Origin of the sequence: Streptomyces sp. TLI_185 (assembly GCF_003814765.1) — a bacterium.
In the GTDB taxonomy this organism is placed as follows: Bacteria; Actinomycetota; Actinomycetes; order Streptomycetales; family Streptomycetaceae; genus Streptomyces.
Map to the genome: position 1 here is coordinate 3,007,817 of NZ_RKRB01000001.1, position 23,216 is coordinate 3,031,032.

General features: G+C 71.0%; 19 protein-coding genes. 4 read left to right on the top strand and 15 right to left on the bottom strand.

Annotated elements, in window-relative coordinates; all coding sequences use genetic code 11:
* Nucleotide 1 precedes the first annotated feature (1 nt).
* From pgeF to rsmH, 12 genes are all read right to left on the bottom strand, one after another.
* Nucleotides 2-709, bottom strand: coding sequence for a peptidoglycan editing factor PgeF (pgeF, locus tag EDD92_RS13670; RefSeq protein ID WP_399182794.1), 708 nt, complete (start codon nucleotides 707-709; stop codon nucleotides 2-4).
* A 26-nt stretch (nucleotides 710-735) separates the two neighbouring features.
* A complete protein-coding gene (gene ftsZ / locus EDD92_RS13675) occupies nucleotides 736-1,932 on the bottom strand; it encodes a cell division protein FtsZ (protein ID WP_123964564.1) in 1,197 nt (398 codons plus the stop codon).
* 277 nt (nucleotides 1,933-2,209) lie between these two features.
* Nucleotides 2,210-3,004, bottom strand: coding sequence for a cell division protein FtsQ/DivIB (locus EDD92_RS13680; protein WP_123964565.1), 795 nt, complete (start codon nucleotides 3,002-3,004; stop codon nucleotides 2,210-2,212).
* A gap of 26 nt (nucleotides 3,005-3,030) precedes the next feature.
* Complete coding sequence (murG, locus tag EDD92_RS13685; protein ID WP_123964566.1) at nucleotides 3,031-4,128, bottom strand: undecaprenyldiphospho-muramoylpentapeptide beta-N-acetylglucosaminyltransferase; 1,098 nt, start codon at nucleotides 4,126-4,128, stop codon at nucleotides 3,031-3,033.
* Between the two features lie 6 nt (nucleotides 4,129-4,134).
* Entirely contained in the window at nucleotides 4,135-5,496 is a 1,362-nt protein-coding gene (gene ftsW / locus EDD92_RS13690) for a putative lipid II flippase FtsW (RefSeq protein ID WP_123964567.1), read from the bottom strand.
* Nucleotides 5,497-5,574: 78 nt separating this feature from the next.
* A complete protein-coding gene (gene murD, locus EDD92_RS13695; RefSeq protein WP_123964568.1) occupies nucleotides 5,575-6,993 on the bottom strand; it encodes a UDP-N-acetylmuramoyl-L-alanine--D-glutamate ligase in 1,419 nt (472 codons plus the stop codon).
* The gene (gene mraY / locus EDD92_RS13700; RefSeq protein WP_123970380.1) at nucleotides 6,975-8,045 is read right to left on the bottom strand and encodes a phospho-N-acetylmuramoyl-pentapeptide-transferase; all 1,071 of its coding nucleotides are present in this window, start codon (nucleotides 8,043-8,045) and stop codon (nucleotides 6,975-6,977) included. The genes murD and mraY overlap by 19 nt, the downstream gene beginning before the upstream one ends.
* Complete coding sequence (gene murF / locus EDD92_RS13705) at nucleotides 8,045-9,451, bottom strand: UDP-N-acetylmuramoyl-tripeptide--D-alanyl-D-alanine ligase (RefSeq protein ID WP_123964569.1); 1,407 nt, start codon at nucleotides 9,449-9,451, stop codon at nucleotides 8,045-8,047. The genes mraY and murF overlap by 1 nt, the downstream gene beginning before the upstream one ends.
* Nucleotides 9,452-9,455: 4 nt before the next feature.
* Entirely contained in the window at nucleotides 9,456-10,976 is a 1,521-nt protein-coding gene (locus EDD92_RS13710; RefSeq protein ID WP_123970381.1) for a UDP-N-acetylmuramoyl-L-alanyl-D-glutamate--2,6-diaminopimelate ligase, read from the bottom strand.
* 161 nt (nucleotides 10,977-11,137) lie between these two features.
* Entirely contained in the window at nucleotides 11,138-13,093 is a 1,956-nt protein-coding gene (locus EDD92_RS13715) for a penicillin-binding transpeptidase domain-containing protein (RefSeq protein ID WP_311736764.1), read from the bottom strand.
* Between the two features lie 5 nt (nucleotides 13,094-13,098).
* Nucleotides 13,099-13,611, bottom strand: a complete 513-nt coding sequence (locus EDD92_RS13720; protein ID WP_123964571.1) for a septum formation initiator family protein — start codon at nucleotides 13,609-13,611, stop codon at nucleotides 13,099-13,101.
* Nucleotides 13,612-13,669: 58 nt separating this feature from the next.
* Nucleotides 13,670-14,626: a 16S rRNA (cytosine(1402)-N(4))-methyltransferase RsmH gene (gene rsmH / locus EDD92_RS13725; RefSeq protein WP_123964572.1), complete on the bottom strand. Its 957-nt coding sequence runs from the start codon at nucleotides 14,624-14,626 to the stop codon at nucleotides 13,670-13,672.
* 359 nt (nucleotides 14,627-14,985) lie between these two features.
* Between rsmH and EDD92_RS13730 the strand changes: the two genes are divergently transcribed.
* The 4 genes from EDD92_RS13730 (at nucleotide 14,986) to EDD92_RS13745 (ending at nucleotide 20,747) form a co-directional block, all read left to right on the top strand.
* The gene (locus tag EDD92_RS13730) at nucleotides 14,986-15,594 is read left to right on the top strand and encodes a carbonic anhydrase (RefSeq protein ID WP_123964573.1); all 609 of its coding nucleotides are present in this window, start codon (nucleotides 14,986-14,988) and stop codon (nucleotides 15,592-15,594) included.
* A gap of 238 nt (nucleotides 15,595-15,832) precedes the next feature.
* Complete coding sequence (locus EDD92_RS13735; protein ID WP_123964574.1) at nucleotides 15,833-16,873, top strand: MoxR family ATPase; 1,041 nt, start codon at nucleotides 15,833-15,835, stop codon at nucleotides 16,871-16,873.
* Nucleotides 16,873-18,246, top strand: a complete 1,374-nt coding sequence (locus EDD92_RS13740) for a DUF58 domain-containing protein (RefSeq protein WP_123964575.1) — start codon at nucleotides 16,873-16,875, stop codon at nucleotides 18,244-18,246. The genes EDD92_RS13735 and EDD92_RS13740 overlap by 1 nt, the downstream gene beginning before the upstream one ends.
* On the top strand, nucleotides 18,243-20,747 hold the full coding sequence (locus tag EDD92_RS13745; protein WP_123964576.1) for a DUF3488 and transglutaminase-like domain-containing protein: 2,505 nt from the start codon (nucleotides 18,243-18,245) through the stop codon (nucleotides 20,745-20,747). The genes EDD92_RS13740 and EDD92_RS13745 overlap by 4 nt, the downstream gene beginning before the upstream one ends.
* A gap of 128 nt (nucleotides 20,748-20,875) precedes the next feature.
* On the opposite strand, the gene EDD92_RS13750 is transcribed toward EDD92_RS13745, so the two are convergent.
* The 3 genes from EDD92_RS13750 to EDD92_RS13760 form a co-directional block, all read right to left on the bottom strand.
* Nucleotides 20,876-21,271 (bottom strand): DUF3040 domain-containing protein, encoded by a 396-nt coding sequence (locus EDD92_RS13750; protein ID WP_123964577.1) that lies wholly within the window; start codon nucleotides 21,269-21,271, stop codon nucleotides 20,876-20,878.
* Nucleotides 21,272-21,548: 277 nt separating this feature from the next.
* Entirely contained in the window at nucleotides 21,549-22,319 is a 771-nt protein-coding gene (locus EDD92_RS13755; RefSeq protein WP_123964578.1) for a methyltransferase, read from the bottom strand.
* Nucleotides 22,320-22,491: 172 nt separating this feature from the next.
* On the bottom strand, nucleotides 22,492-23,058 hold the full coding sequence (locus EDD92_RS13760) for an SAV_6107 family HEPN domain-containing protein (protein ID WP_123964579.1): 567 nt from the start codon (nucleotides 23,056-23,058) through the stop codon (nucleotides 22,492-22,494).
* Nucleotides 23,059-23,216: the final 158 nt, after the last annotated feature.

Sequence of the window (23,216 nt, forward strand, 5' to 3'; positions counted from 1 at the left end):
CTCAGTCCAGCCAGACATATCCCGCGAGTCGCCCCGTGGTCCGATCGCGACGGTACGAGAAGTGGTCGCCCGACTCGATCGTGCACACCGGCGACTGCTCCCGGTCGTGCACCCCGAGCCGCTCGAGCTGCGCGTGCACTCCGGCGGTGACGTCCACCGCCGGCGTGCCCCAACTCGTCTCGGAGTACGCCGCCGGTTCGACTGCGGCCACCTCGGCGCGCATCGCGTCCGGCACTTCGTAGCAGCGGCCGCAGACGGCGGGTCCGGTGCGGGCGACGATCCGGCCCGGCTCGGCGCCGAGTTCCGTCATGGCCCGTACGGCGGCCGGGACCACCCCGGCGACCATGCCGGGCCGCCCCGCATGGACCGCGGCGACGATCCCGGCGACCGGGTCGGCGAGCAGAACGGGCGTGCAGTCGGCGGTGAGGACGGCGAGGGCGAGACCCCGCTGCACCGTGACGACGGCGTCGACCTCAGGCGCCGGACGATCACCCCACGGGCCGTCGACCACCGCCACCTCCGCCCCGTGCACCTGGTTCATCCAGACCACCCGAGCCGGTTCCAGGCCAAGGGACTTGGCCGCCAGCTCGCGGTTGGTCCGTACGGCCTCGGGGTCGTCACCGACGGCTCCGCCGAGGTTGAGCTCCTCGTACGGAACGGCGCTCACCCCGCCCCACCGGTCGGTGAAGGCGAAGTGCGCGCCGTTCACAGTGCTCGTTCCGGAGCGCCGTCCTATCACTTCAGGAAGTCCGGCACGTCCAGCTCCTCGGCCGCGCTGTCCGCGTAGGAGCGCGACGGCGGGACCGGCGGGGCGGCCGTGATGTCGCTCGCCGGCTCCGGCGCGGGCTCCGGGTCCTCCTTCGGCGTGACGCTGCCGAGCGAGCCGAAGGACGGACGGCTCTCGGGCTGCCGTACCGGAGTGGGCTCGTCACGGCGGGCCGAGGACGAGGACGAGCCCATGACGGTCTCCCGGCGGGCGGGCGGCTGGCCCCCGTCGAAGCCGGCCGCGATCACGGTGACCCGGACCTCGTCGCCGAGGGCGTCGTCGATGACCGCGCCGAAGATGATGTTGGCCTCGGGGTGGGCGGCCTCACTGACCAGCTGGGCCGCCTCGTTGATCTCGAACAGGCCGAGGTCGGAGCCGCCGGAGATGGAGAGCAGCACCCCGCGGGCGCCGTCGATGGAGGCCTCGAGGAGCGGCGAGGAGATCGCCATCTCGGCCGCGGCCACCGCGCGGTCGTCGCCGCGGGCCGAGCCGATGCCCATGAGGGCCGAACCGGCCTCGGACATGACGGACTTGACGTCGGCGAAGTCGAGGTTGATCAGACCGGGCGTGGTGATCAGGTCGGTGATGCCCTGCACACCGGAGAGCAGAACCTGGTCGGCCGACTTGAAGGCGTCGAGCACCGAGACCTGGCGGTCCGAGATGGACAGCAGCCGGTCGTTCGGGATGACGATGAGGGTGTCGACCTCTTCGCGGAGTTCGGCGATGCCGTCCTCGGCCTGGTTGGCGCGGCGGCGTCCCTCGAAGGTGAACGGTCGCGTGACCACACCGATGGTGAGGGCGCCCAGGGAGCGGGCGATGTTGGCCACGACGGGCGCGCCGCCGGTGCCGGTGCCGCCGCCTTCACCGGCCGTCACGAAGACCATGTCGGCCCCCTTGAGGACCTCTTCGATCTCCTCGCGGTGATCCTCGGCGGCCTTGCGGCCGACGGCCGGGTTGGCTCCGGCGCCGAGTCCGCGGGTGAGTTCGCGGCCGACGTCGAGCTTGACGTCGGCGTCGCTCATCAACAGCGCCTGCGCGTCGGTGTTGATGGCGATGAACTCGACGCCCTTGAGACCGACCTCGATCATCCGGTTGATGGCATTGACACCACCGCCGCCGACACCGATGACTTTGATGACTGCGAGGTAGTTCTGCGGTGCTGCCACGTCGAAGGCCTCTCGCCTCGAGTTACGTGTCGCCGCTTCGCAGAGGATGCGATCCGGCGACTGATGCCGAATGGGACGGTCCGTTACGCCGACCCGAACCCTAACGTTGAAGTTTAGGGTTACCAATGTGACTGTTCGCTGGAGTCTTCCGAACAGGACACTAAGTCGACAAGTGGCGCACGTTCAACGAACACGCCGAACCTCCCGTTTTTCTTTTCACCCTATGTGATCAGCCATAGCGCTGCCCAACCAGGGTGCTGGCCTGCGCGGATGTGCGTCAACTCCCCGATGACGCAGGGGCGGTGGGAACCGAGACGTCGAAGTGCCGCGCATCCGGCGCCGCTTTCATGAGTGCAGTGAGCGTACGGGCCTTCGCGGCACCCTTCTCGCTGCTGCCCCACAGGACGGTCCGGCCGTCACCCAACTCCAGTGAGATGTCGTCGTACGAACGGACCTTGACGGTCTCGGTGGCGCGCGCGACGGCGGCCGGAAGGGCACGGGCGACGAGCGCCGCCTCCGCCACCAACCGGTCCTCGCCGAAGCGCCGCAGGCTCGCGGCGGACGACTGCGAGGAGGAGGTGCTCAATTCCAGTGCGGGAATGCCTTTCGGGGGCTCGGAAACCGTGGCGAAACGGACACCCTTGCGGTCCACTTCGACGAACTTTCCACCCTTTTGCACAATGAGAACCGGAGCGCGCTCGCTCACTTTCAGCCCGATTCCGTGGGGCCAGGAACGGACCACGTCAACCGTGTCAATTCGGGGCAGTTTCCGGCGCAGTCGCGTCTCAATCGCATCGGTGTCGACGGAAATCATCGGCGCCCCGACCGGAACCTGGGCGGCCTCACGCACCTGCGCGGGCGTCAACACCCGGGTTCCGGAGATCGATACGCGCTCCACGCGCACCCATTGCGAGCCGTACAACAGCCAGACCGTGCCCGCCCCGAGAAGGACCAGCAGGACGGAAAGGATGATGATCACACGAAGGCGGCGCAGTCTCAACCGCCGTGCCGGAGGCGGGCCGGACGACTCCTGCTGGCGTTCACCGCGCTCGGCGGTGGTCGGTCCGGCCACGCTTCCTGCCCTTCGTTCACACGGTCCTAGTGGCGTGCACGGCTGGCGGCGATCGCCTCGTACACCATGCCGACGAGCAGGTCGTCGGCGTCCCGGCGGCCGAACTCGGCGGCAGCGCGGGACATCTCGTACAGCCGGTGCGGGTCGGCGAGCACGGGCAGGACGTTGCCCCGTACCCAGTCGGGCGTCAGTTCCGCGTCGTCGACCAGCAGGCCGCCTCCGGCCTTGACCACCGGCTGGGCGTTCAGCCGCTGTTCGCCGTTGCCGATGGGCAGCGGGACGTAGGCGGCCGGGAGCCCGACGGCGGAGAGTTCGGCGACGGTCATCGCGCCCGCGCGGCAGAGCATCATGTCGGCCGCGGCGTACGCGAGGTCCATCCGGTCCAGGTAACTTACCGGGATATAGGGGGGCATTCCCGGCATCTGCTGTACGTGCGGCAGTTCGTTCTTCGGGCCGACCGCGTGCAGGATCTGGATGCCTGCCTGCTGCAGCCAGGGCGCGACCTGCTGGACGACCTCGTTGAGGCGGCGGGCGCCCTGCGAGCCGCCGGAGACCAGCAGCGTGGGCAGGTTGGGGTCGAGGCCGAACGCCGCGCGGGCCTCGGGGCGGGCGGCGGCCCGGTCGAGGGTGGCGATGGTGCGGCGCAGCGGGATGCCGATGTAGCGGGCGTCGCGCAGTTTGCTGTCCGGGGTGGAGACGGCGACCCTGGCGGCGTAGCGCGAGCCGATCTTGTTGGCGAGGCCGGGGCGGGCGTTGGCCTCGTGGATGACGATCGGCACACCGAGGCGCTTGGCGGCGAGGTAGCCGGGCAGCGCGACATAGCCGCCGAAGCCGACGACGGCGTCCGCCTTGGTGCGCTCCAGGATCTGCTCGGTCGCCTTGATGGTGCCGCGCAGCCGGCCCGGGACGGTGATCAGCTCGGGGGTCGGTTTGCGCGGCAGCGGTACCGCCGGGATCAGCGCGAGCTCGTAGCCCCGTTGCGGAACGAGCGTGGTCTCAAGGCCCCGCTCCGTGCCCAGGGCCGTGATCCCCACGGTCGGGTCCTGCCTGCGCAGGGCGTCCGCGAGGGCGAGCGCGGGCTCGATGTGGCCGGCGGTCCCCCCACCGGCGAGTACGACATGCACCGAAATTCACCGCTCTCCGGACGAGCGCGCCGCCGAGGCACGCCGTCGCATCGTGTTCCATCTCCGAGGCCCCCTGTCCCGCACGGCGCCTCCCGCCCGCTTTCTACCAAAGCGGGGTTGCCGCATGGAAAGCGCCGCCCGCGCAGCGGGCTCGTCACGCGCGAACGCGATCATCAGCCCGATGGCGAACATGGTCGGCAGCAGGGCGGATCCTCCGTAGGAGAACAGCGGGAGGGGGACTCCGGCGATCGGCAGCAGGCCGAGCACCGCACCGATGTTGATCACGGCCTGGGCCGTGATCCAGGTGGTCACGCCTCCCGCGGCATACCTGACGAAGGGGTCCTCCGTACGTCCGGCCACGCGGATACCCGCATAGCCTAGAGCCGCGAAGAGGGCGAGCACCGACAGCGTCCCCGCCAGGCCCAGTTCCTCACCGGTGACGGCGAAGATGAAGTCCGTGTGCGCTTCCGGGAGTTGCCCCCATTTTTCCACACTCGCACCGAGCCCGGATCCGAAGATTCCGCCTGATGCGAGCGCGTAGATGCCGTGCACGGCCTGCCAGCAGTCGGCGACCCCGGACTTCGGCTCGGTGGCGCCGATGCAGGCGAGCCGGGCCATGCGGTTCGGGCTGGTCTTGATGAGGATCACACCGATCGCGGCCGCAACCGACAGCACACCGACGAACAGCCGGGTGGGCGCCCCGGCCAGCCACAGCAGGCCGAAAAGGATCGCCGTCAGGATGATCGCGGTACCCATGTCGCCACCGAGCATGATCAGCCCGAGCAGCATGAAGGCGACCGGAACGAGCGGCACCAGCATGTGCTTCCACTGGTTGAGGAGCTTCTTGTCCTGCTTGCGGGCCAGCAGGTCCGCGCCCCACAGCACCAGCGCCAGCTTGCCGAACTCGCTGGGCTGGATCTGGAAGGAGCCGCCGAGCGAGATCCAGTTCTGGTTGCCGTTGACCGACATCCCTATCCCCGGCACCTGTACCAGCGCCATCAGGAAGACCGCACCCGCGAGAATCGGGTAGGCGAGCGCCCGGTGCAGCTTCACCGGCATCAGCGACGCGATCAGCAGCAGCACACCGCCGATGACGGCGGCGAGGAGCTGCTTGCGGAAGAAGTACGAGCCCGGCAGGGACATCTGCAGCGCCGTGATCTGGGAGGCCGAGTAGACCATCACCAGACCGAGCACGGTGATCAGCAGACTCCCGCCCATGATCAGGTAGTAGGCGGTCAGCGGCCGGTCCCAGGCGCGCTTGGCGTTGAGGTAGAAGCGACGGACGGCGTTGTCGCGGGCCGGCCCGGATGCGGCGGGCCGCTGGACGGCCCCCTGCACGGGCGGACGTCCGGTCCGGCTACCGGGCATCGGGGCCTCCGCTGTACGGCATCCTGGACGATCCCACGCGTCCCTCCCAAGGTCGCCCGGCGGCTGCAGGCGGCCGGGTCAGGCGCCGAGTTCGCGGACCGCTTCTGCGAACGCGTCACCGCGCTTGTTGTAGTTGGCGAACATGTCCATCGAGGCGCAGGCCGGGGCCAGCAGCACCGTGTCGCCTGCGGCCGCGAGCCGCTGGGCCTCCCGGACAGCCGCGAGCATCGCCCCAGTGTCGGTCCGGTCGAGGTCGACGACGGGTACTTCGGGCGCGTGTCGCGCGAGGGCTTCACGGATGAGGGCGCGGTCCTTGCCGATGAGGACGACTCCGCGAAGTCGCTTTGCCGACCCCGCGACCAGTTCGTCGAAGGTCGCGCCCTTGGCGAGCCCGCCCGCGATCCACACGATGGACTCGTACGCCGCCAACGAGGCCTGAGCCGCATGCGTGTTGGTGGCCTTGGAGTCGTCGATGTACGCGACCCCGGCCACGTCGGCCACATGCGCGATGCGGTGCGCGTCCGGGGTGAAGTTCCTGAGGCCGTCGCGCACGGCCGCCGCGGGCACCCCGAAGGCGCGCGCGAGGGCCGCCGCCGCAAGGGCGTTGGCGATGTTGTGCGGGGCCGGCGGGTTGACGTCGGAGACCTCGGCGAGCTCCTGGGCGTTCTTCTGCCGGTTCTCCACGAAGGCGCGGTCGACCAGGATGCCGTCCACGACGCCGAGTTGGGACGGGCCGGGCGTGCCCAGGGTGAAGCCGACGGCCCGGCAGCCCTCCTCGACGTCGGCCTCGCGCACCAGGTCCTCGGTGGCCTTGTCGGCGGCGTTGTAGACGCAGGCGACGCGATTGCCCTCGTAGATACGGCCCTTGTCGGCGGCGTACGCCTCCATGGAGCCGTGCCAGTCGAGGTGGTCGGGGGCCAGGTTCAGGACGGCGGCGGAGTGGGCGCGCAGGGAGGGCGCCCAGTGCAGCTGGTAGCTGGACAACTCCACGGCGAGGACGTCGTACTGCTCCTCGCCGAGCACCACGTCGAGGAGCGAGATGCCGATGTTGCCGACGGCCGCGGTGCGCAGCCCGGCGGCCTTCAGGATCGACGCCAGCATCTGGACGGTGGTGGTCTTGCCGTTGGTGCCGGTGACGGCGAGCCAGGGGGCCGCGTCGGGGCCCCGCAGGCGCCAGGCGAGTTCGACGTCGCCCCAGATCTCGAGACCGGCCTCGCGTGCGGCCGTGAACAGCGGCTTGTCCGGCTTCCAGCCGGGCGTGGTGACGATCAGCTCGGTGCCCTCGGGCAGGGTCGCTCCGTCGCCCAGGCGCACGGTGATCCCCAGCGCCTCCAGCTCGGCGGCCTGCTCACGCGCGCGTGCGTCGTCGCCGTCGTTGACGACCGTGACGACCGCCCCGCGCGCGTGCAGCACCTTGGCCGCCGGGATACCGGAGACGCCGAGCCCGGCGACGGTGACGTGCTTGCCCTGCCAGTCGGTCACTTGTCCGCTGCCCATCCCGCGTAGAAGAGGCCCAGTCCTACGATCACGCAGATGCCCTGAATGATCCAGAAGCGGACCACCACAAGGACCTCGGACCAGCCCTTGAGTTCGAAGTGGTGCTGGAGTGGCGCCATCCGGAAGACGCGCCTGCCGGTGAGGCGGAAGGAGCCGACCTGGATGACCACCGACATGGTGATGAGGACGAACAGGCCGCCCATGATGGCCACCAGCAGCTCCGTGCGGGAGAGGATGGCCAGGCCCGTGAGGACGCCGCCGAGCGCGAGCGAACCGGTGTCGCCCATGAAGATCTTGGCCGGCGAGGTGTTCCACCACAGGAAGCCCAGGCAGGCGCCCATCAGCGCCGAGGCGATGACCGCGAGGTCGAGCGGGTCGCGCACCTCGTAGCAGGCGCCCGGGTTGGTCAGCGTCTGTGCGTTGGCGCAGGACTCCTGGAACTGCCAGACGCCGATGAAGGTGTAGGCGCCGAAGACCAGCACCGAGGCGCCGGTGGCGAGACCGTCCAGACCGTCGGTGAGGTTCACGCCGTTCGACATCGCGAGGATCATGAACAGCGCCCAGACGACGAACAGCACCGGGCCGATCGACCAGCCGAAGTCCGTGATGAACGACAGCTTCGTGGAGGCCGGGGCGTTGCCGCGGGCGTCCTGGAACTGCAGGGCGAGCACCGCGAAGCTGATGCCGACGATCAGCTGGCCGGCCATCTTCGCCTTGGCCCTGAGGCCCAGCGAGCGCCGCTTGACGATCTTGATGTAGTCGTCGAGGAAGCCGACCAGACCCATGCCGACCATCAGGCCGAGCACCAGCAGACCCGAGTAGCTCGGGGCGTAGCCGGTGATCACCTTGGAGAGGAAGTACGCGGCCACCGTCGCCAGGATGAAGGCGATGCCGCCCATGGTCGGCGTACCGCGCTTGCTGGCGTGCTCGCGCGGGCCGTCGTCCCGGATGTACTGGCCATAGCCCTTGCGGGCCAGCAGCTTGATCAGCAGCGGGGTGCCGACCAGCGTCAGGAAGAGGCCAATGACTCCCGAGAACAGGATCTGCTTCATCATCGGGCGGCAACCTCACCCTCGGCACCGGTCTCAAGGAGCGCCTGGGCGACACTCTCGAGGCCGACCGAACGGGACGCCTTCACGAGAACGACGTCTCCCGGGCGCAACTCGCTGCGCAACAGGTCGACCGCCGCCTGTGCGTCGGACACGTGCACCGACTCCTCACCCCACGAACCCTCGTTATATGCGCCCAGTTGCAGCCAGGACGCTTCCCTGCCCCCGACCGCGACGAGCTTGCCGACATTGAGCCGGACGGCGAGCCGTCCGACCGCGTCGTGCTCGGCGAGCGCCTCGTCCCCGAGCTCGGCCATCTTGCCGAGCACCGCCCAGGTCCGCCGCCCCCGGCCCATGGCCGCGAGCGCGCGCAGGGCGGCTCGCATGGACTCGGGGTTCGCGTTGTAGGCGTCGTTGACGATGGTCACGCCGTCCGGTCGCTCGGTGACCTCCATGCGCCAGCGGGAGAGGGAGCCCGCCTCGGAGAGCGCGGTGGCGATCTCTTCCGCGGACATGCCCAGCTCATGGGCGACGGCGGCCGCGGCGAGCGCGTTCGACACGTGGTGCTCACCGTACAGGCGCATGGTCACATCGCTTGCACCGGAGGGTGTGTGGAGCCTGAACGCAGGCTGCCCGGTGTCCGTGAGTCGTACGTTCTCGGCGCGTACGTCCGCTTCGTCGGCCTCTCCGAAGAAGAGCACCTTCGCCTTCGTACGGGATGCCATGGCCCGTACGAGGGGGTCGTCCGCGTTGAGGATCGCGGCGCCGTCTTCCGGAAGGGACTCCACCAGTTCGCCCTTGGCCTGCGCGATCTGCTCTCGGCCGCCGAACTCGCCGATGTGGGCGGTGCCGACGTTGAGGACCAGGCCGATCTTCGGGGGCGTCAGGTCGGTGAGGTAGCGGATGTGGCCGATGCCGCGGGCGCCCATCTCCAGGACGAGGAACCTGGTCTCCTCGGTGGCGGACAGGGCGGTGAGGGGCAGCCCGATCTCGTTGTTGAGCGAGCCGGGCGTGAACACCGTCGGTGCCTTGCGCTGCAGGACCTGGGCGATCAGGTCCTTGGTGCTGGTCTTGCCCGCGGAGCCGGTGAGGGCCACGAGGGTCGCGCCGAGGCGTCGTACGACATGGCGGGCGAGGGCGCCGAGGGCGCTCTGGACGTCCTCGACGACGATCGCGGGCACGCCGACGGGGCGCGACGCCAGTACGGCGACCGCGCCCGCTTCGACAACCTGAGCTGCGAAGTCGTGGCCGTCGACCCGTTCGCCGACGAAGGCGGCGAAGAGGCTGCCGGGCTGCACCTCGCGGGAGTCCCGGACGACCGGAGCCGTGACCTGGACGGACGGATCCGGTATGTCGTGCGTCTGCCCGCCGACGACTTCTGCGATCTCGGCGAGAGAGAGGGCGATCACAAGTTCATCCCTGGGTCTTCTGGATGGCTTCTCGAAGCACCTGGCGGTCGTCGAACGGACGGACCACCCCGGCGATGTCCTGGCCCTGCTCGTGGCCCTTGCCCGCGACGAGCACGGTGTCCCCGGGCTGCGCGCGGGCGACGGCTGCGGCGATCGCGGCTGCCCGGTCCTCGAAGACCTGGACCTCGCCGCGCTCGTGTGCTGGTACGGACGCCGCGCCCTCGAGCATGGTTGCAAGGATCGCGAGGGGGTCCTCGGAGCGGGGGTTGTCGGAGGTCAGTACGGCGGTGTCGGCGAGCCGGGCCACGGCTGCGCCCATCGGCACCCGCTTGGTCCTGTCGCGGTCGCCGCCGCAGCCGAGCACGACGTGCAGGTTCCCCTCGGTGACCTTGCGCAGCGCGCGCAGGACCGATTCGACGGCGTCGGTCTTGTGGGCGTAGTCGACGACCGCGAGATACGGCTGCCCGGCGTCCACGCGCTCGAGTCGGCCCGGCACGCCGGGCACGGCGGCGATGCCGTCGGCGGCGGTCTGCGGGTCGAGGCCCGCGGCGGCGAGGGCGACGACGGCGGCGAGGGTGTTGGACACGTTGAAGCCGCCCGGCAGCGGCGCCTTCGCCTCGATCCGCTCGCCTTCGGGGCCGGTCACGGTGAACGTCGAGTCCATCGGGCCGACTTGGACATCCTCGGCGCGCCAGTCGGCGTCGGGGTGGCCCTCGGCCGAGAAGGTCACCACCGGGACGGTGGCCTCGTCGACCAGCCTGCGGCCGTACTCGTCGTCGAAGTTGACGACGCCCAGTTTGCTGCGTTCCGGCGTGAACAGCTGTGCCTTGGCCCGGAAGTAGTCCTCCATGTCGGAGTGGAACTCCATGTGTTCCGGGCTGAGGTTGGTGAAGACGCCGATGTCGAAGACGCAGCCGTCGACCCGGCCGAGGACCAGCGCATGGCTGGAGACCTCCATCGCGACCGCCTCGACCCCGCGCTCGCGCATGACCGCGAACAGGGCCTGCAGGTCGGTGGCTTCGGGGGTGGTGCGCTCGGACTTGATGCGCTCGTCGCCGATGCGCATCTCGACCGTGCCGATGAGACCGGTGTTGCTCTTGGTCTTCAGGCCGCCCTCGACGAGGTAGGCGGTGGTGGTCTTGCCTGAGGTGCCGGTGATGCCGATCTGGAGCAGATCGCGGCCCGGGTGGCCGTAGATCGTGGCCGCCAGTTCGCCCATCCGTCCGCGCGGGTCGTCGACGACCAGGACCGGCAGGCCGGTCGCGGCGGCGCGCTCGGCGCCGGTCGGGTCGGTCAGCACGGCGACCGCGCCGAGGCCGGCGGCCTGGGTGACGAAGTCGGCGCCGTGCAGGCGGGCGCCCGGGAGGGCGGCGTACAGGTCGCCGGGGCGGACGGCGCGCGAGTCATGGGTGATGCCCGTGACCTCGGCGGCGCTCTCCGGCGTGGTGGCACCCAGCTGATCGGCGAGTTCCGCGAGGGGTGTGGCGGAGAGCTGCACCGGCCTGGGCGGCCCCGGGTATGTCACGGATGCGCCCTTCTGGGTGGTTTGGGACTGATCAGCGTGTGGCACGGCGGTGAGCGTACCGGGCGCACCCGCTTGCGAGCGAAGTGAGGGGCTGGGGGCGCCCGGGTTGCCCGAGTCGGGAGTGATCATGGTCACGGAGCGTTCCTGGCTGGTTGCGCTGATCAGAAGGTGACGGGCAGGTTCGCGGCCTGCGCACCCGTGGGCGGGACCTGGAGGGTCTTCAGTGCGAACTCCATCACCTCCTTGTAGATGGGTCCGCAGATCTGGCCGCCGAAGTAACTCCCGCTCGTGGCGTTCTGGATGGCGCAGTACACGGTGATGCGGGGGTTGTCCGCAGGTGCGAATCCGGCGAACGAGGAGGTGTAGCCGCGGTACTGGCCGGTGGCCGGATCCACGCGGTTGGCCGTACCCGTCTTGCCCGCGACCCGGTAGCCGGGGATGCGCGCCTTGTTGCCGGTTCCCTCCCGGTCGTCGACGACCGACTCCAGCATCTGGGCGAGGGTCTTCGCCGTCTTCGCGCTGACAACCCTTGTCTTCTTGGGCTTCGCGGTCGGGGTGAAGCGCCCGTCCGGCCCCTTCGTGCCGCGCACGAGCGTGGGTTCGATGCGTACGCCGCCGTTGGCGATGGTCGAGTAGACGGACGCCGCCTGCAGCGCGGTGACGGACACGCCCTGGCCGAAAGGAATCGTGTACTGCTGCGACGTCGACCACTTCTCCGGCGGCGCGAGGATGCCCCTGGTCTCGCCGGGCAGGCCCAGTCCGGTGTAGCTGCCGATGCCGAACTTGCGCAGGTAGGAGTAGAGGACCTTGTTGGCCTGCGCCTGCGTCCTGCCCAGCTGGCCGGTGGCCAGGATGGTGCCGATGTTGCTGGACTTGGCGAGCACGCCGTTGAGCGTGAGGTTCCAGGTGTCGTGGTCGACGTCGTCCTTGAAGAGCCGGTCGCCGCGGTGCAGCCGGTTCGGCACGACGACGTGCGTCAGCGGCGTGGCGACGTTCTCCTGCAGTACGGCCGCCATCGACATGATCTTGGCGGTGGAGCCGGGCTCGTAGGCGTCCTCGACGGCCCAGTTGTGCAGGGCGTTCGGGTTCGCCTTGGAGAGGTCGCCCGGGTCGAAGCCGGGCGCGTTGGCCATGGCCAGGATCTCGCCGGTGCGGGTGTCCTGCACTATCACGTACCCGCGGTCCGCCCCGGATTTCCTCACCTGCTGGCTGATCGCGTTCTGCGCGGCCCACTGGATGTCGCGGTCGAGGGTGAGCTCGACGTCGCTGCCGGGCACGGCGGGCGTCTCCGTGGAGCCCGCGGTGGGCACCAGACGGCCGCCGGACTGGGCGTAGCGGATCTTGCCGTCCTTGCCGGCCAGCTCCTTGTTGAGCTCCTGCTCGACTCCTCCGCCGCCCTTGCCCTGGTCGTTGACCCAGCCCAGTATCCCGGCGGCGAGGTCCCCGTTGGGATAGATCCGCTTGCTGCTGGGGTCGGCGAAGATGCCGGCGAGGACGTTGACGGTGGACTTGTCCTTCTCCCCCTTCGCGACGAGCGCGGTCTTCAGGTCCTTGATCTGCTTCCAGACCTGCGGGGTCTGGCGGCGGGCGAGCAGGACGTAGCGCAGCTTCTTGTTCTTGGGGCGGAGCTTGTGGACGAGCTCGTCCTGCTCCATGCCGAGGATCGGCGCGAGGAGCGCGGCCGCCTGCTCGGGGCCGTTGCCGACCTTCAGCTGTTCGCGGGTGAACATCGTGGGGTCGGCCGTGAGGTCGTAGGCGTCCACGCTGGTCGCGAGGGCCACGCCGTTGCGGTCGAGGATGCCGCCGCGCTCGGCGGTCAGGACATGGCCCACGTAGCGGTTCTGGTCGGCCTTGGCGGCGTATGCGCTCGCGTCGACGGCCTGCACCTGCAGCAGCCGTACGACGAAGGCGATCAGCACCAGGGTGAGCGCCAGGCTGACCATGCGCAGCCGGGGGCGGGGGCTGCCCAGCCGCAGGGCGCCCGGGGCCGCGGGGCGGCCCGGTGCCGGGCGGCGGGCGGGGCGGGCGCCGGGGCCCGGGCGCCGGGCGCCGGCGGCGGGGCGGTCGGGGCGCGCGGGGCCGGGCACGCGGCGGCGCGGCGGTTCCCTGTCGGACACTTCCGTCACCTGCCGGGGGTCGTGGTCGTCTGGGCGGGATCGGCTTCCGGGGTGGGGGGCGTGCTGGGGGCCGCGGCGGGCTCCGGCGGGAGCAGGACGAGCGGCATCTGCACCGCGGACTGCTCGACGGCCCGGCTGACGGCCTGCTCGCCGGCGACCGAGGGGACGCCCTTGACGGTCCCGTCGGGATTCAGGAACGCGGGGTCTCCGCCGGGCATCATGCCGAGCTCGCGAGCGCGCTCCTGGAGGGCCTCCGGGGCGGAGTAGGAGTCGATGTCCCGCTGGAGCCCCTGTTCCTCGTCGGTGAGGCTCTTGGTGTCCTTCTGGAGGTCATCGAGCTTGAACGAGCCTTCACTGAGCGCGGAGTTCAGCACCAGCAGAGCGATCAGGCCGCCGCCCAGAAGGAGCACGACGAGAAGGACGAACGGGGTACGGGCCGCCTGTGCGCGGCTTCCCGCGCCGGGGATGAGGCGTGCGAGACGGGCGGCCCGCCCTCTCAGTTCGGGTTTCCTGCTCACGCGGCCTCCAGTGAGTCCGGTTCCCCAACCCACTCGCTCGCCAACTCGTTCACGCCCCTCATTCGATGGACTCCCTGATGCGCTGGGCCCCGCGCAGTCGCGCCGGTGCCGCCCGCCGGTTCTCGGCGACCTCTTCCTCGGTGGGAAGTTCGGCACCGCGGGTGAGCAGCTTGAGCCGGGGCTGGTACTGCTCGGGCACGACCGGCAGCCCGGGGGGCGCGGTGGTGGCCGCTCCGGCCGCGAACACCTGCTTGACCAGGCGGTCCTCGAGCGAGTGGTACGACAGGACGGCGATGCGTCCGCCCACGTCCAGCGCCTGCACGGCGGCCGGGATGGCCCGCTCCAGGACGGAGAGCTCGCCGTTGACCTCGATGCGCAGGGCCTGGAAGGTGCGCTTGGCCGGGTTGCCGCCGGTGCGCTTGGCGGCCTGCGGCAGCGCGTCCCGGATCAGCTCGACGAGCCGCGCGCTGTTGCTGAACGGCTCCTTCTCGCGCTCGCGCACGATGGCGGCCACGATCCGCTTGGCCTGCTTCTCCTCGCCGTAAGCGCGCAGGATCCGCACGAGTTCGCCCGCCGGGTAGGTGTTGAGGACCTCGGCGGCGCTCATGCCGGTCGTCTGGTCCATGCGCATGTCGAGGGGGGCGTCCTGGGCGTAGGCGAAGCCGCGGTCGGCCTCGTCGAGCTGCATGGAGGAGACGCCGAGGTCGAACAGAACGCCCTGCACGCGCGCGATGCCGAGCCGCTCCAGTACGTCCGGGAGCTCGTCGTAGACGGCGTGCACCAGGGTGGCCCGCTCGCCGAAGGGCGCGAGCCGCTCGCCGGACAGGCGCAGCGCCTCCTTGTCGCGGTCCAGGGCGACCAGCCGGGCCTCGGGGAACTGCGTCAGCAGGGCCTCGCTGTGGCCGCCGAGGCCGAGGGTGCAGTCGACGACCACCGCTCCCGGCCGCTGCAGGGCGGGGGCCAACAGGTCCAGGCACCGCTGGAGCATCACCGGGACGTGTCGACTCTGGCTCAAGGGGCCCTCTCAGATCCGGCGCGGGCCTACGCACCGCCGGGTCCCCGCCCGCTCGAGAAGGGGAGGTCGGCCGGCGCCAGGAGCGTCAGCCGACCGGGAGCGGGAGGAGGCCGAGCCGTACGTACGCGCCGCGCACGTGGGGAGACCGTCCGTGCGTGAGCCGGGGTCTCCGGGGATTTCAGTCCAGCAGGGAGGGCCTCGCCTCCCGCTTCGCGTCACTTTAGTCCACGGTGTCTCGCGGTCAATCAACTGGCCTGCGCGTCGCGCCCCGGCGTGAGTGTGTAGCGGCAAATCCGGGAAAATCACCCGTACGGCTTCACCTCCGCCACCCATGTGGGGTACCTCACAAGAGGACTGTGATGACGCTCTTCTCCCGCTCTCACACCGCGACCGGATCGCCTGTGACCAGTACCGTCATAGGTATGACGACTTCTGCATCTGTTCCCACCGAGTCCGAAGGCGCCATACGCGGCGGCACCGTCACCGACCGCCTGGTCGAGGCGAACGGACGGTACGCCGAGGCATTCACCGACCCCGGGATGGACGCCCGCCCCGTCCTGCACGTGGCGGTCGTGGCCTGCATGGACGCCCGCCTCGACCTGCACGCCGCACTCGGCCTGGAGCTCGGCGACTGCCACACCATCCGTAACGCGGGCGGCGTCGTCACCGACGACGTGATCCGCTCGCTCACCATCAGCCAGCGCAAGCTCGGCACCCGCAGCATCGTCCTCATCCACCACACGGGCTGCGGCCTGGAGGCCATCACCGAGGACTTCCGCACGGAGCTGGAGGACGAGGTCGGCCAGCGTCCCGCCTGGGCGGTGGAGTCCTTCCGGGACGTCGACCAGGACGTACGGCAGTCCATGCAGCGGGTGCGCACCTCGCCGTTCCTGCTGCACGCCGACGACGTGCGCGGCTTCGTCTTCGACGTGAAGACGGGTCTGCTGCGCGAGATCGACCCCGCGTGACGGCGCTCGGCCCTTCTCGTTTTTCGTAAATCCCGCGCATGCTGGAGCCCAAGCGTCATAAAACCTGACATACCGCAGCCAGTTGTCCACAGTCGAGTGACACGAATCGGTAACGGCAGCAAGAATGCGGGGTGTGGCGTCACGCGGAACTATTCACGCGTGGTGTCCGTGTTTCGGGGTGGGCCGGTCCGCATCGCAGAGCGACGGCCCGGAGAAAGAACGGGCCGAGGAGGGCCGGGTGACGACCTATGACGATCGAGCGAGCCTTACAGATCTGACTGCCACTGTGGAGCGGGTCCGCAGTTCGGTGGAAGGAGTGATCGAGGGCAAGCCCGAGGTCGTACGGCTTTCGCTGACCGTACTGCTCGCCGAGGGACATCTTCTGATCGAGGATGTCCCCGGAGTGGGCAAGACCATGCTGGCCAAGGCGCTGGCCAAGTCCATCGACTGTTCGGTGCGACGCATTCAGTTCACCCCCGACCTGCTGCCCTCGGACATCACGGGTGTGTCCATCTGGGACCAGCAGCGCCGGGACTTCGAGTTCAAGCCAGGCGCGATCTTCGCGCAGATCGTGATCGGCGACGAGATCAACCGCGCCTCGCCGAAGACGCAGTCCGCACTCCTGGAGTCGATGGAGGAGCGCCAGGTCACCATCGACGGGCAGACCTACGAGCTGCCGAGCCCCTTCATGGTGGTGGCCACGCAGAACCCGGTCGAGATGGAGGGCACCTACCCGCTGCCCGAGGCCCAGCGCGACCGCTTCATGGCCCGGGTCTCCATCGGCTACCCCAGCGCGGACGCCGAGCTGCAGATGCTCGACATCCACGGCGGGGTGAACCCGCTGGACGACCTCCAGCCGGTGGCACACGCGCACGACGTCGTGAAGCTGGTCGAGGCCGTCCGCGGCGTCCACGTCGCCGAAACGGTACGGCGGTACGCGGTGGACCTGGTCTCCGCCACCCGCACCCACCCCGACCTCAGACTCGGCGCCTCCCCGCGCGCGACGCTGCACCTGCTGCGCGCGGCGAAGGCGTCCGCAGCCCTGAGCGGCCGGGAGTACGCGCTGCCGGACGACGTGCAGGCGCTCGCCGTGGCCGTCCTGGCCCACCGGCTGCTGCCCACCGCCCAGGCCCAGCTCAACCGCCGCACGGCGGAGCAGGTCGTGCAGGAGATCCTGCAGCGCACCCCGGTGCCCGCGGCGCCCCAGCAGCAGCCCGGCTTCGGCGGCCTCGGCCGCGGTACGCCCGCGTACCCCCAGCAGCCGCCGCGGAGGCTGTGATGACCGCCGGGGGAACGGGCCACCCGGACACCGGCCACGGCGAGAAGGGCGGCGTCCGTACCGCCCTGGCGGGCCTGACCACCCGCGGACGCTCCTTCCTGGCCGCCGGCATTGCGGCCGCCATCTGCGCCTACGTCCTGGGACAGAGCGATCTGCTGCGGGTCGGCCTGCTGCTCGCCGCGCTGCCCCTGATCTGCGCACTGTTCCTCTACCGCACGCGCTACCGGGTGGCCGGCAGCCGCCGGCTCACCCCCGCGCGCGTGCCCGCCGGCAGCGAGGCCCGCGTCCATCTGCGGATGGACAACGTCTCGCGGCTGCCCACGGGTCTGCTGATGCTCCAGGACCGGGTGCCGTACGTGCTCGGCCCGCGCCCCCGCTTCGTCCTGGACCGGGTGGAGCCGGGCGGCCGCCGCGAGGTGTCCTACCGGGTCCGCTCCGACCTGCGCGGCCGCTATCCGCTGGGCCCGCTGCAGCTGCGCCTGACCGACCCGTTCGGGATGTGCGAGCTGACCCGGTCCTTCTCGACGTACGACACCCTGACGGTGATCCCGCGCGTGGAGGCGCTGCCGCCGGTGCGCCTGAGCGGGGAGTCGAAGGGGTACGGCGACGGGCGGCAACGCTCGCTCGCGCTGGCCGGCGAGGACGACGTGATCCCGCGCGGCTACCGCTACGGCGACGACCTGCGCCGCGTGCACTGGCGCCTCACCGCCCGCTACGGCGAGTTGATGGTGCGCCGCGAGGAGCAGCCCCAGCGCGCCCGCTGCACGGTGCTGCTCGACACCCGGGGCCTCGCATTCCAGGGCGCGGGCCCCGACTCGGCGTTCGAGTGGGCGGTCTCGGGCGCGGCGTCCGTCCTGGTGCACATGCTCGAACGGGGCTTCTCCGTCCGGCTGTTGACCGACACCGGCAACTCGGTGCCCGGCGAGGGCGCCGACGGGTTCGCCGGCGCCAGCCAGGAGACGGCGGACGCGGCCGGGCTGATGATGGACACCCTCGCGGTGGTCGACCACTCCGACGGCGCGGGCCTGTCGCGGGCGTACGACGTGCTGCGCGGCGGGAACGAAGGACTGCTGGTGGCCTTCCTCGGCGACCTCGACGAGGAGCAGGCGGCGGTGGCCGCCAAGATGCGGCAGCGCAGCGGAGGCGCGGTCGCCTTCCTGCTGGACAGCAACGCCTGGGTGCGGGAACCGAGCGATGTGCCCGGTCCGTTGGACACGAGCGAGGAACGGCTGCGGATGCTGCGGGAGGCGGGCTGGACGGCCCTGAAGGTGCCGCGGGCCGCGTCGCTCGCCGAGTTGTGGCGCCTGGCGGACCGTGAGCGCACGGGTCTCGCCGCGACGAGCGGGACGAACGGCGGGGGGGCGGGCTCATGAGCGGGCGGGCACGACTGGCGCTGTGCGCCTGGGCGGCCACGCTGATGGCGTCCTGCGCCCTGCTGCCGCTGGTCTCGCCGGCCACCTGGATCCTTCAGGTGGCGGTCATGCTCGCCGTGCAGACGGGCGTCGGCGCGGCGACCCGGCGGGTGCCGCTGGCCCGGCCGCTGACGGTGGCGGCGCAGGCGCTGGTCACGCTGATGATGCTGACCCTGGTCTTCGCCCGGCAGCAGGCCCTCATAGGCATCGTCCCGGGCCCCGACGCGTTCCGTCACTTCGCGGACCTGCTGCAGCAGGGCAGCGACGACATCGCGCGGTATGCGATCCCGGCGCCCCTGGAGTCCGACGGCATCCGGCTGATGATCCTCGGCGGGGTCCTGGTGATCGGCCTCGCGGTGGACACCCTCGCGGTGACCTTCCGCAGCGCGGCCCCGGCCGGACTGCCGCTGCTGGCGCTGTACTCCGTGGCCGCGGGGCTGTCCGACGGCGGCACCGACTGGCTGTGGTTCCTGGTCGCGGCGGGCGGCTATCTGATGCTGCTCCTGTCCGAGGGGCGTGAGCGGCTCTCGCAGTGGGGCCGGGTCTTCGGCGGGGCGGCGCGCAACCCGGGCGGGGAACCCGGCGCGATGGCACCGGTGCGCACCGGGCGCCGTATCGGCGTGGTCGCACTGGGTGTCGCCCTGGTGGTACCGATCGCCCTGCCCGCGATGAACGGCGGCCTGCTGGACGCGGCCGGGACGGGCGTGGGCGGCGGCAACGGCAGCGGCGGCACGATCTCCGCGGTGAACCCGCTGGTGTCCCTGCGCGACAGTCTGAACGTGGACCAGGACCGCCAGGTCATGTCCCTCAAGACGAACAGCAACGACATCTCGAACCTGTACCTGCGGATCGTGTCCCTGGACGACTTCGACGGCAGCACCTGGAAACCGTCCAAGCGGCACGTCACCGGAGTACCGGACAGCTTCCCGACCCCGGCCGGCCTCGGTGGGGACATCAAGCGGGCGGAGATAGAGACACGGATCGCTGCCGCGGACTGGTACGCCCAGGACTGGCTGCCGATGCCGTACCCGCCCAGCGGCGTGGACGTCGGCGGGAAATGGCGTTACGAACCGGTGGGCATGACGCTGGTCGGCGACCACGGCGAGACCACCCGCGGGAAGACCTACCTGGTCAAGAGCCTCGATGTGCAGCCGACGGCGGAGCAGCTCGCCGACGCTCCGGAGCCGCCCGCGTCCCTGAAGCGCGACTACACCAAACTGCCGGACTCGCTGCCCGCGGTGGTGGCCAGGACCGCCCGCAAGGTCACCGACGGCGCGACCAGCCATTACGAGCAGGCGGTCAAGCTCCAGGACTACTTCGCCCTGACCGGCGGCTTCCAGTACAGCACCCAGGTGCAGGTCGGCAGCGGCTCGCAGGCGATCGCCAAGTTCCTGAAGGACAAGGAGGGCTTCTGCGTCCACTTCTCCTTCGCGATGGCGGCGATGGCCCGCAGCCTGGGCATACCCGCCCGGGTCGCGGTGGGCTTCGCTCCGGGCACGCCACAGGCGGACGGCTCGGTGTCGGTGGGGCTGAAGGACGCACACGCCTGGCCCGAGCTGTACTTCGAGGGCGTGGGCTGGACCCGCTTCGAGCCGACCCCGAACCGGGGCGTGACCCCCTCGTACACGCAGTCGGACACGCCGGACAACAATCTCCCGCCGGTGCCGCGGTCCTCGCAGTCGGCGGGTGCGTCCGCGTCGGCGGCGCCCTCGGCTAGCACGAGCTGCTCGGCACAGCAGAAGAAGCTGGAGGCCTGCGCCGCCGCGCTCCCGTCGGAGACGGCCAAGCCGGGCGACGACGGTCTCCCCTGGTACAAGATCGCCGGATGGTCCCTGCTGGGGCTCCTTGCGGTCGCCGTGCCGCTGCTGCCGATGCTGTGGCGGCTGCGGCGGCGCTCGGTGCGGCTGGCCTCGGCCCAGCACACCGTCTCCGGCCTGACGCTGACCCGGGAGGGCCGCAAGGCACGGGGCGCTGACGCGGAGAGCACGGACGACGTCGACGTGACGGCCCTGCCGGTGGAGGCGGATGCGCGGTACGCCGCGGAGGTGGCCGCGGGCCATGTCCTGGCCGTCTGGCGCGAACTCACCGACACGGCCTGGGACTACGGCATCGTGCCGGACGATGCGCTGACCCCGCGCAAGGCGGCCGCACGCATCGTGCGGCTGGGACAGCTGGACGCGGCGACCGCCGAGTCGGTGCACCGGGTGGCGGGTGCGGTGGAGCAGGTGCTGTTCGCACCTCAGCCGCGGGACGTGCCGGGACTGGCCGACCATGTGCGCAGGCTGCGGGCGGCGCTGCGGTCCACGGTCAGCTGGACCACCCGGGTACGGGCGGTCGTGGCGCCCCGGTCGGCCGTGCGCGCGGTGTGGGACCTCACGGACCGCTGGACCGCCTTCAAGGCCCGCTGTGCCGACCGCTGGTCGGCGCTGGCGCGGCGCCCGTCCGGGCAGCAGAGCGGCTGAGGGCGGCGGTGCGGCCGTCCGCCCCGCGCCGGTCATCCGGGCATACGTGAGGGGGTGACCACCCGCCGGGTGGTCACCCCCTCACGTATGTCTGCGAGGACCGTCCGGGGCGGACGGTGGAAGAGGAGCTAGTGGCCCTGCTCGTCGCGGCGGCGCTGCCAGCGCTGCTCGATGCGGTCCATCATGGAGCGCTTCTGCCGTCCCTGACGGCTCGCGTGCGGGGCAGCACCGGCCGCGGGCTGTTCGCCCGGCTTGGGGGCCTTGCGCCAGCCGGTCACGGCGAGCACGGCACACCCCAGCATGACCAGGAAGCCCACCACGCTGAGCCAGACCTGCTTGGCGACCATTCCAGCCATGAGGAGCGCGATACCCACGAGGAAGCCCGCGACCGCCTGGTAGACCCGCCGCCGGGTGTACGTACGCAGCCCGCTTCCCTCAAGCGCCGACGCGAACTTGGGATCTTCGGCGTACAGCGCTCGCTCCATCTGCTCGAGCATGCGCTGCTCGTGCTCCGAGAGCGGCACGGAGTCCTCCTCATCGTGCAGTCGCCGGGGCGACCCGGGGGGTCCCTTCAGGATAGGCAGGGAATCGCCCCCGTGAAACCCGCCCCTCTGCGCCAATTGGCCAACCGGAATCCGCCATGGACGTCCCGGCTCGCTGAAGCTTGCATTCCCCAGCGGCCGACCCGTCATGCCGGGCGGTCTCCCTCGATCATACGGCGCTGAACGCCCGATCGGGGGGCCTGTGGCGTACTCCATGTGCGGCCAAGTCCCTGATCAGCGGCGCACCGCAGGAGCCCGCTCAGGCCCCGGTGGCCCCCTGCGTCTCGCCGAGCACATGGAGCTGGGTGGCCACGGAGTGGAAGGCGGGGAGTTCGGCCGCCGCCTCCTCCAGCTTGAGCAGCGCCTCCAGGGCGCCGGGCTCGGTGTCCACCAGGACCCCCGGGACGAGGTCGGCGAAGACCCGTACGCCGTGCACGGCGCCGACCCTGAGGCCCGCGCCCTCGACCAGCCCGGTGAGCTGTTCGGCGGTGAAGCGGCGCGGCACCGGGTCGCCCGCGCCCCAACGGCCGTTCGGGTCGGCGAGGGCTTGCCTCGCCTCCTTGAAGTGGCCGGCGAGGGCGCGCGCGAGCACGGCGCCGCCGAGACCCGCGGCGAGCAGGCTCAGCACGCCCTCGGAGCGCAGGGCGGCCACGGCATTGCGCACGCCCTCGGCCGGGTCGTCGACGTACTCCAGGACGCCGTGGCACAGCACCACGTCGTAGCCGCCGCGCTCGACCACGTCGAAAAGGCCGTGGGCGTCGCCCTGGACGCCCTGGACACGGTCGGCGACGCCGGCCTCGGCGGTGCGGCGCTCCAGCGCGAACAGCGCGTTGGGGCTGGGGTCGACGACGGTGACCTTGTGGCCGAGGCCGGCGACGGGCACCGCGAACTTGCCGCTGCCGCCCCCGGTGTCGAGAACGTCCAGCGACTCCCGCCCGGTCGCCTTCACCCGGCGTTCGAGGGCGTCCTGGAGGACCTCCCAGACCACGGCGGTACGGAGGGAGGCGCGGGGGCGGCTCGGGTCCGACACGGCAGTTGACTCCTCGGCGCGGCACCGCCCATTGCACGGCGGAGCGAACGGGGTGCCTCCCCGGCCGGGGTACGGAGGGAAGGCTTCAGGCGCCTTCCACCCTATTGCCTCCACCGCCCCACCCGGTCACCGCGCAGGCCTGCCCGCCGATCGTCTCGTACGGCGGACTCGCTCACCCCGTGTCCGGGAAGCTCCGGTCGCTCTCCGCGTCGGCCTGCGGATGGTCGGCGTCCTGGCGTGGCTGTGGCAGGACCGGCTGGAGGACGAGCATCCGCTCGACGAGGCGCAGGAACATCGCCACGTCACGTATCAGGTCGTCGGCGTCCCGGCGGCTGGCCGCGCCCTGTATGCCCGCCTCGGCCAGGGCACGGCGGCGGGCCCCGGAGGCGAACAGCACGCTCCACTCGGTCAGTTCGGGCGCGATTTCGGGGAGCACTTCCCAGGCGCTCCTGATGCGGGCGCGGCGTCGGGAGGTGGGCTCGGGGCGGCCTCGCGCGGCGAGCACTGCGGCGGCAGTGCGCAGGGCGGCGAGGTGGGCGGTGGCATAGCGCTCGTTGGGCGTTTCGAGGACGGCTGCCTCGTCCAGTCCGGCGCGGGCCTGGGCGAGCAGGTCGAGGGCGGCGGGCGGGGCCGTGGTCCGGCGAAGCACCGGGTGGACGTCGCTCGCCGGGCCGGTCAGTGAGGGGGCAGGGCCGGTGGCGCGGCGCCGACGGGCGGCTGCTGCGTGATAGCTGGCCATGACGAACCTCCTGTCGTCTGTGTGACGGCATGCCCTGATAGGGGACGCCGTATGTGCCCATCGTGCGGTATGCCACTGACAATCCGTTCTGACCTGCGCTTTTGCTTCGATCGAAGGTTCGGAGTAGTTTTTGCACTGACCAGTCAGTTCAATTTCAG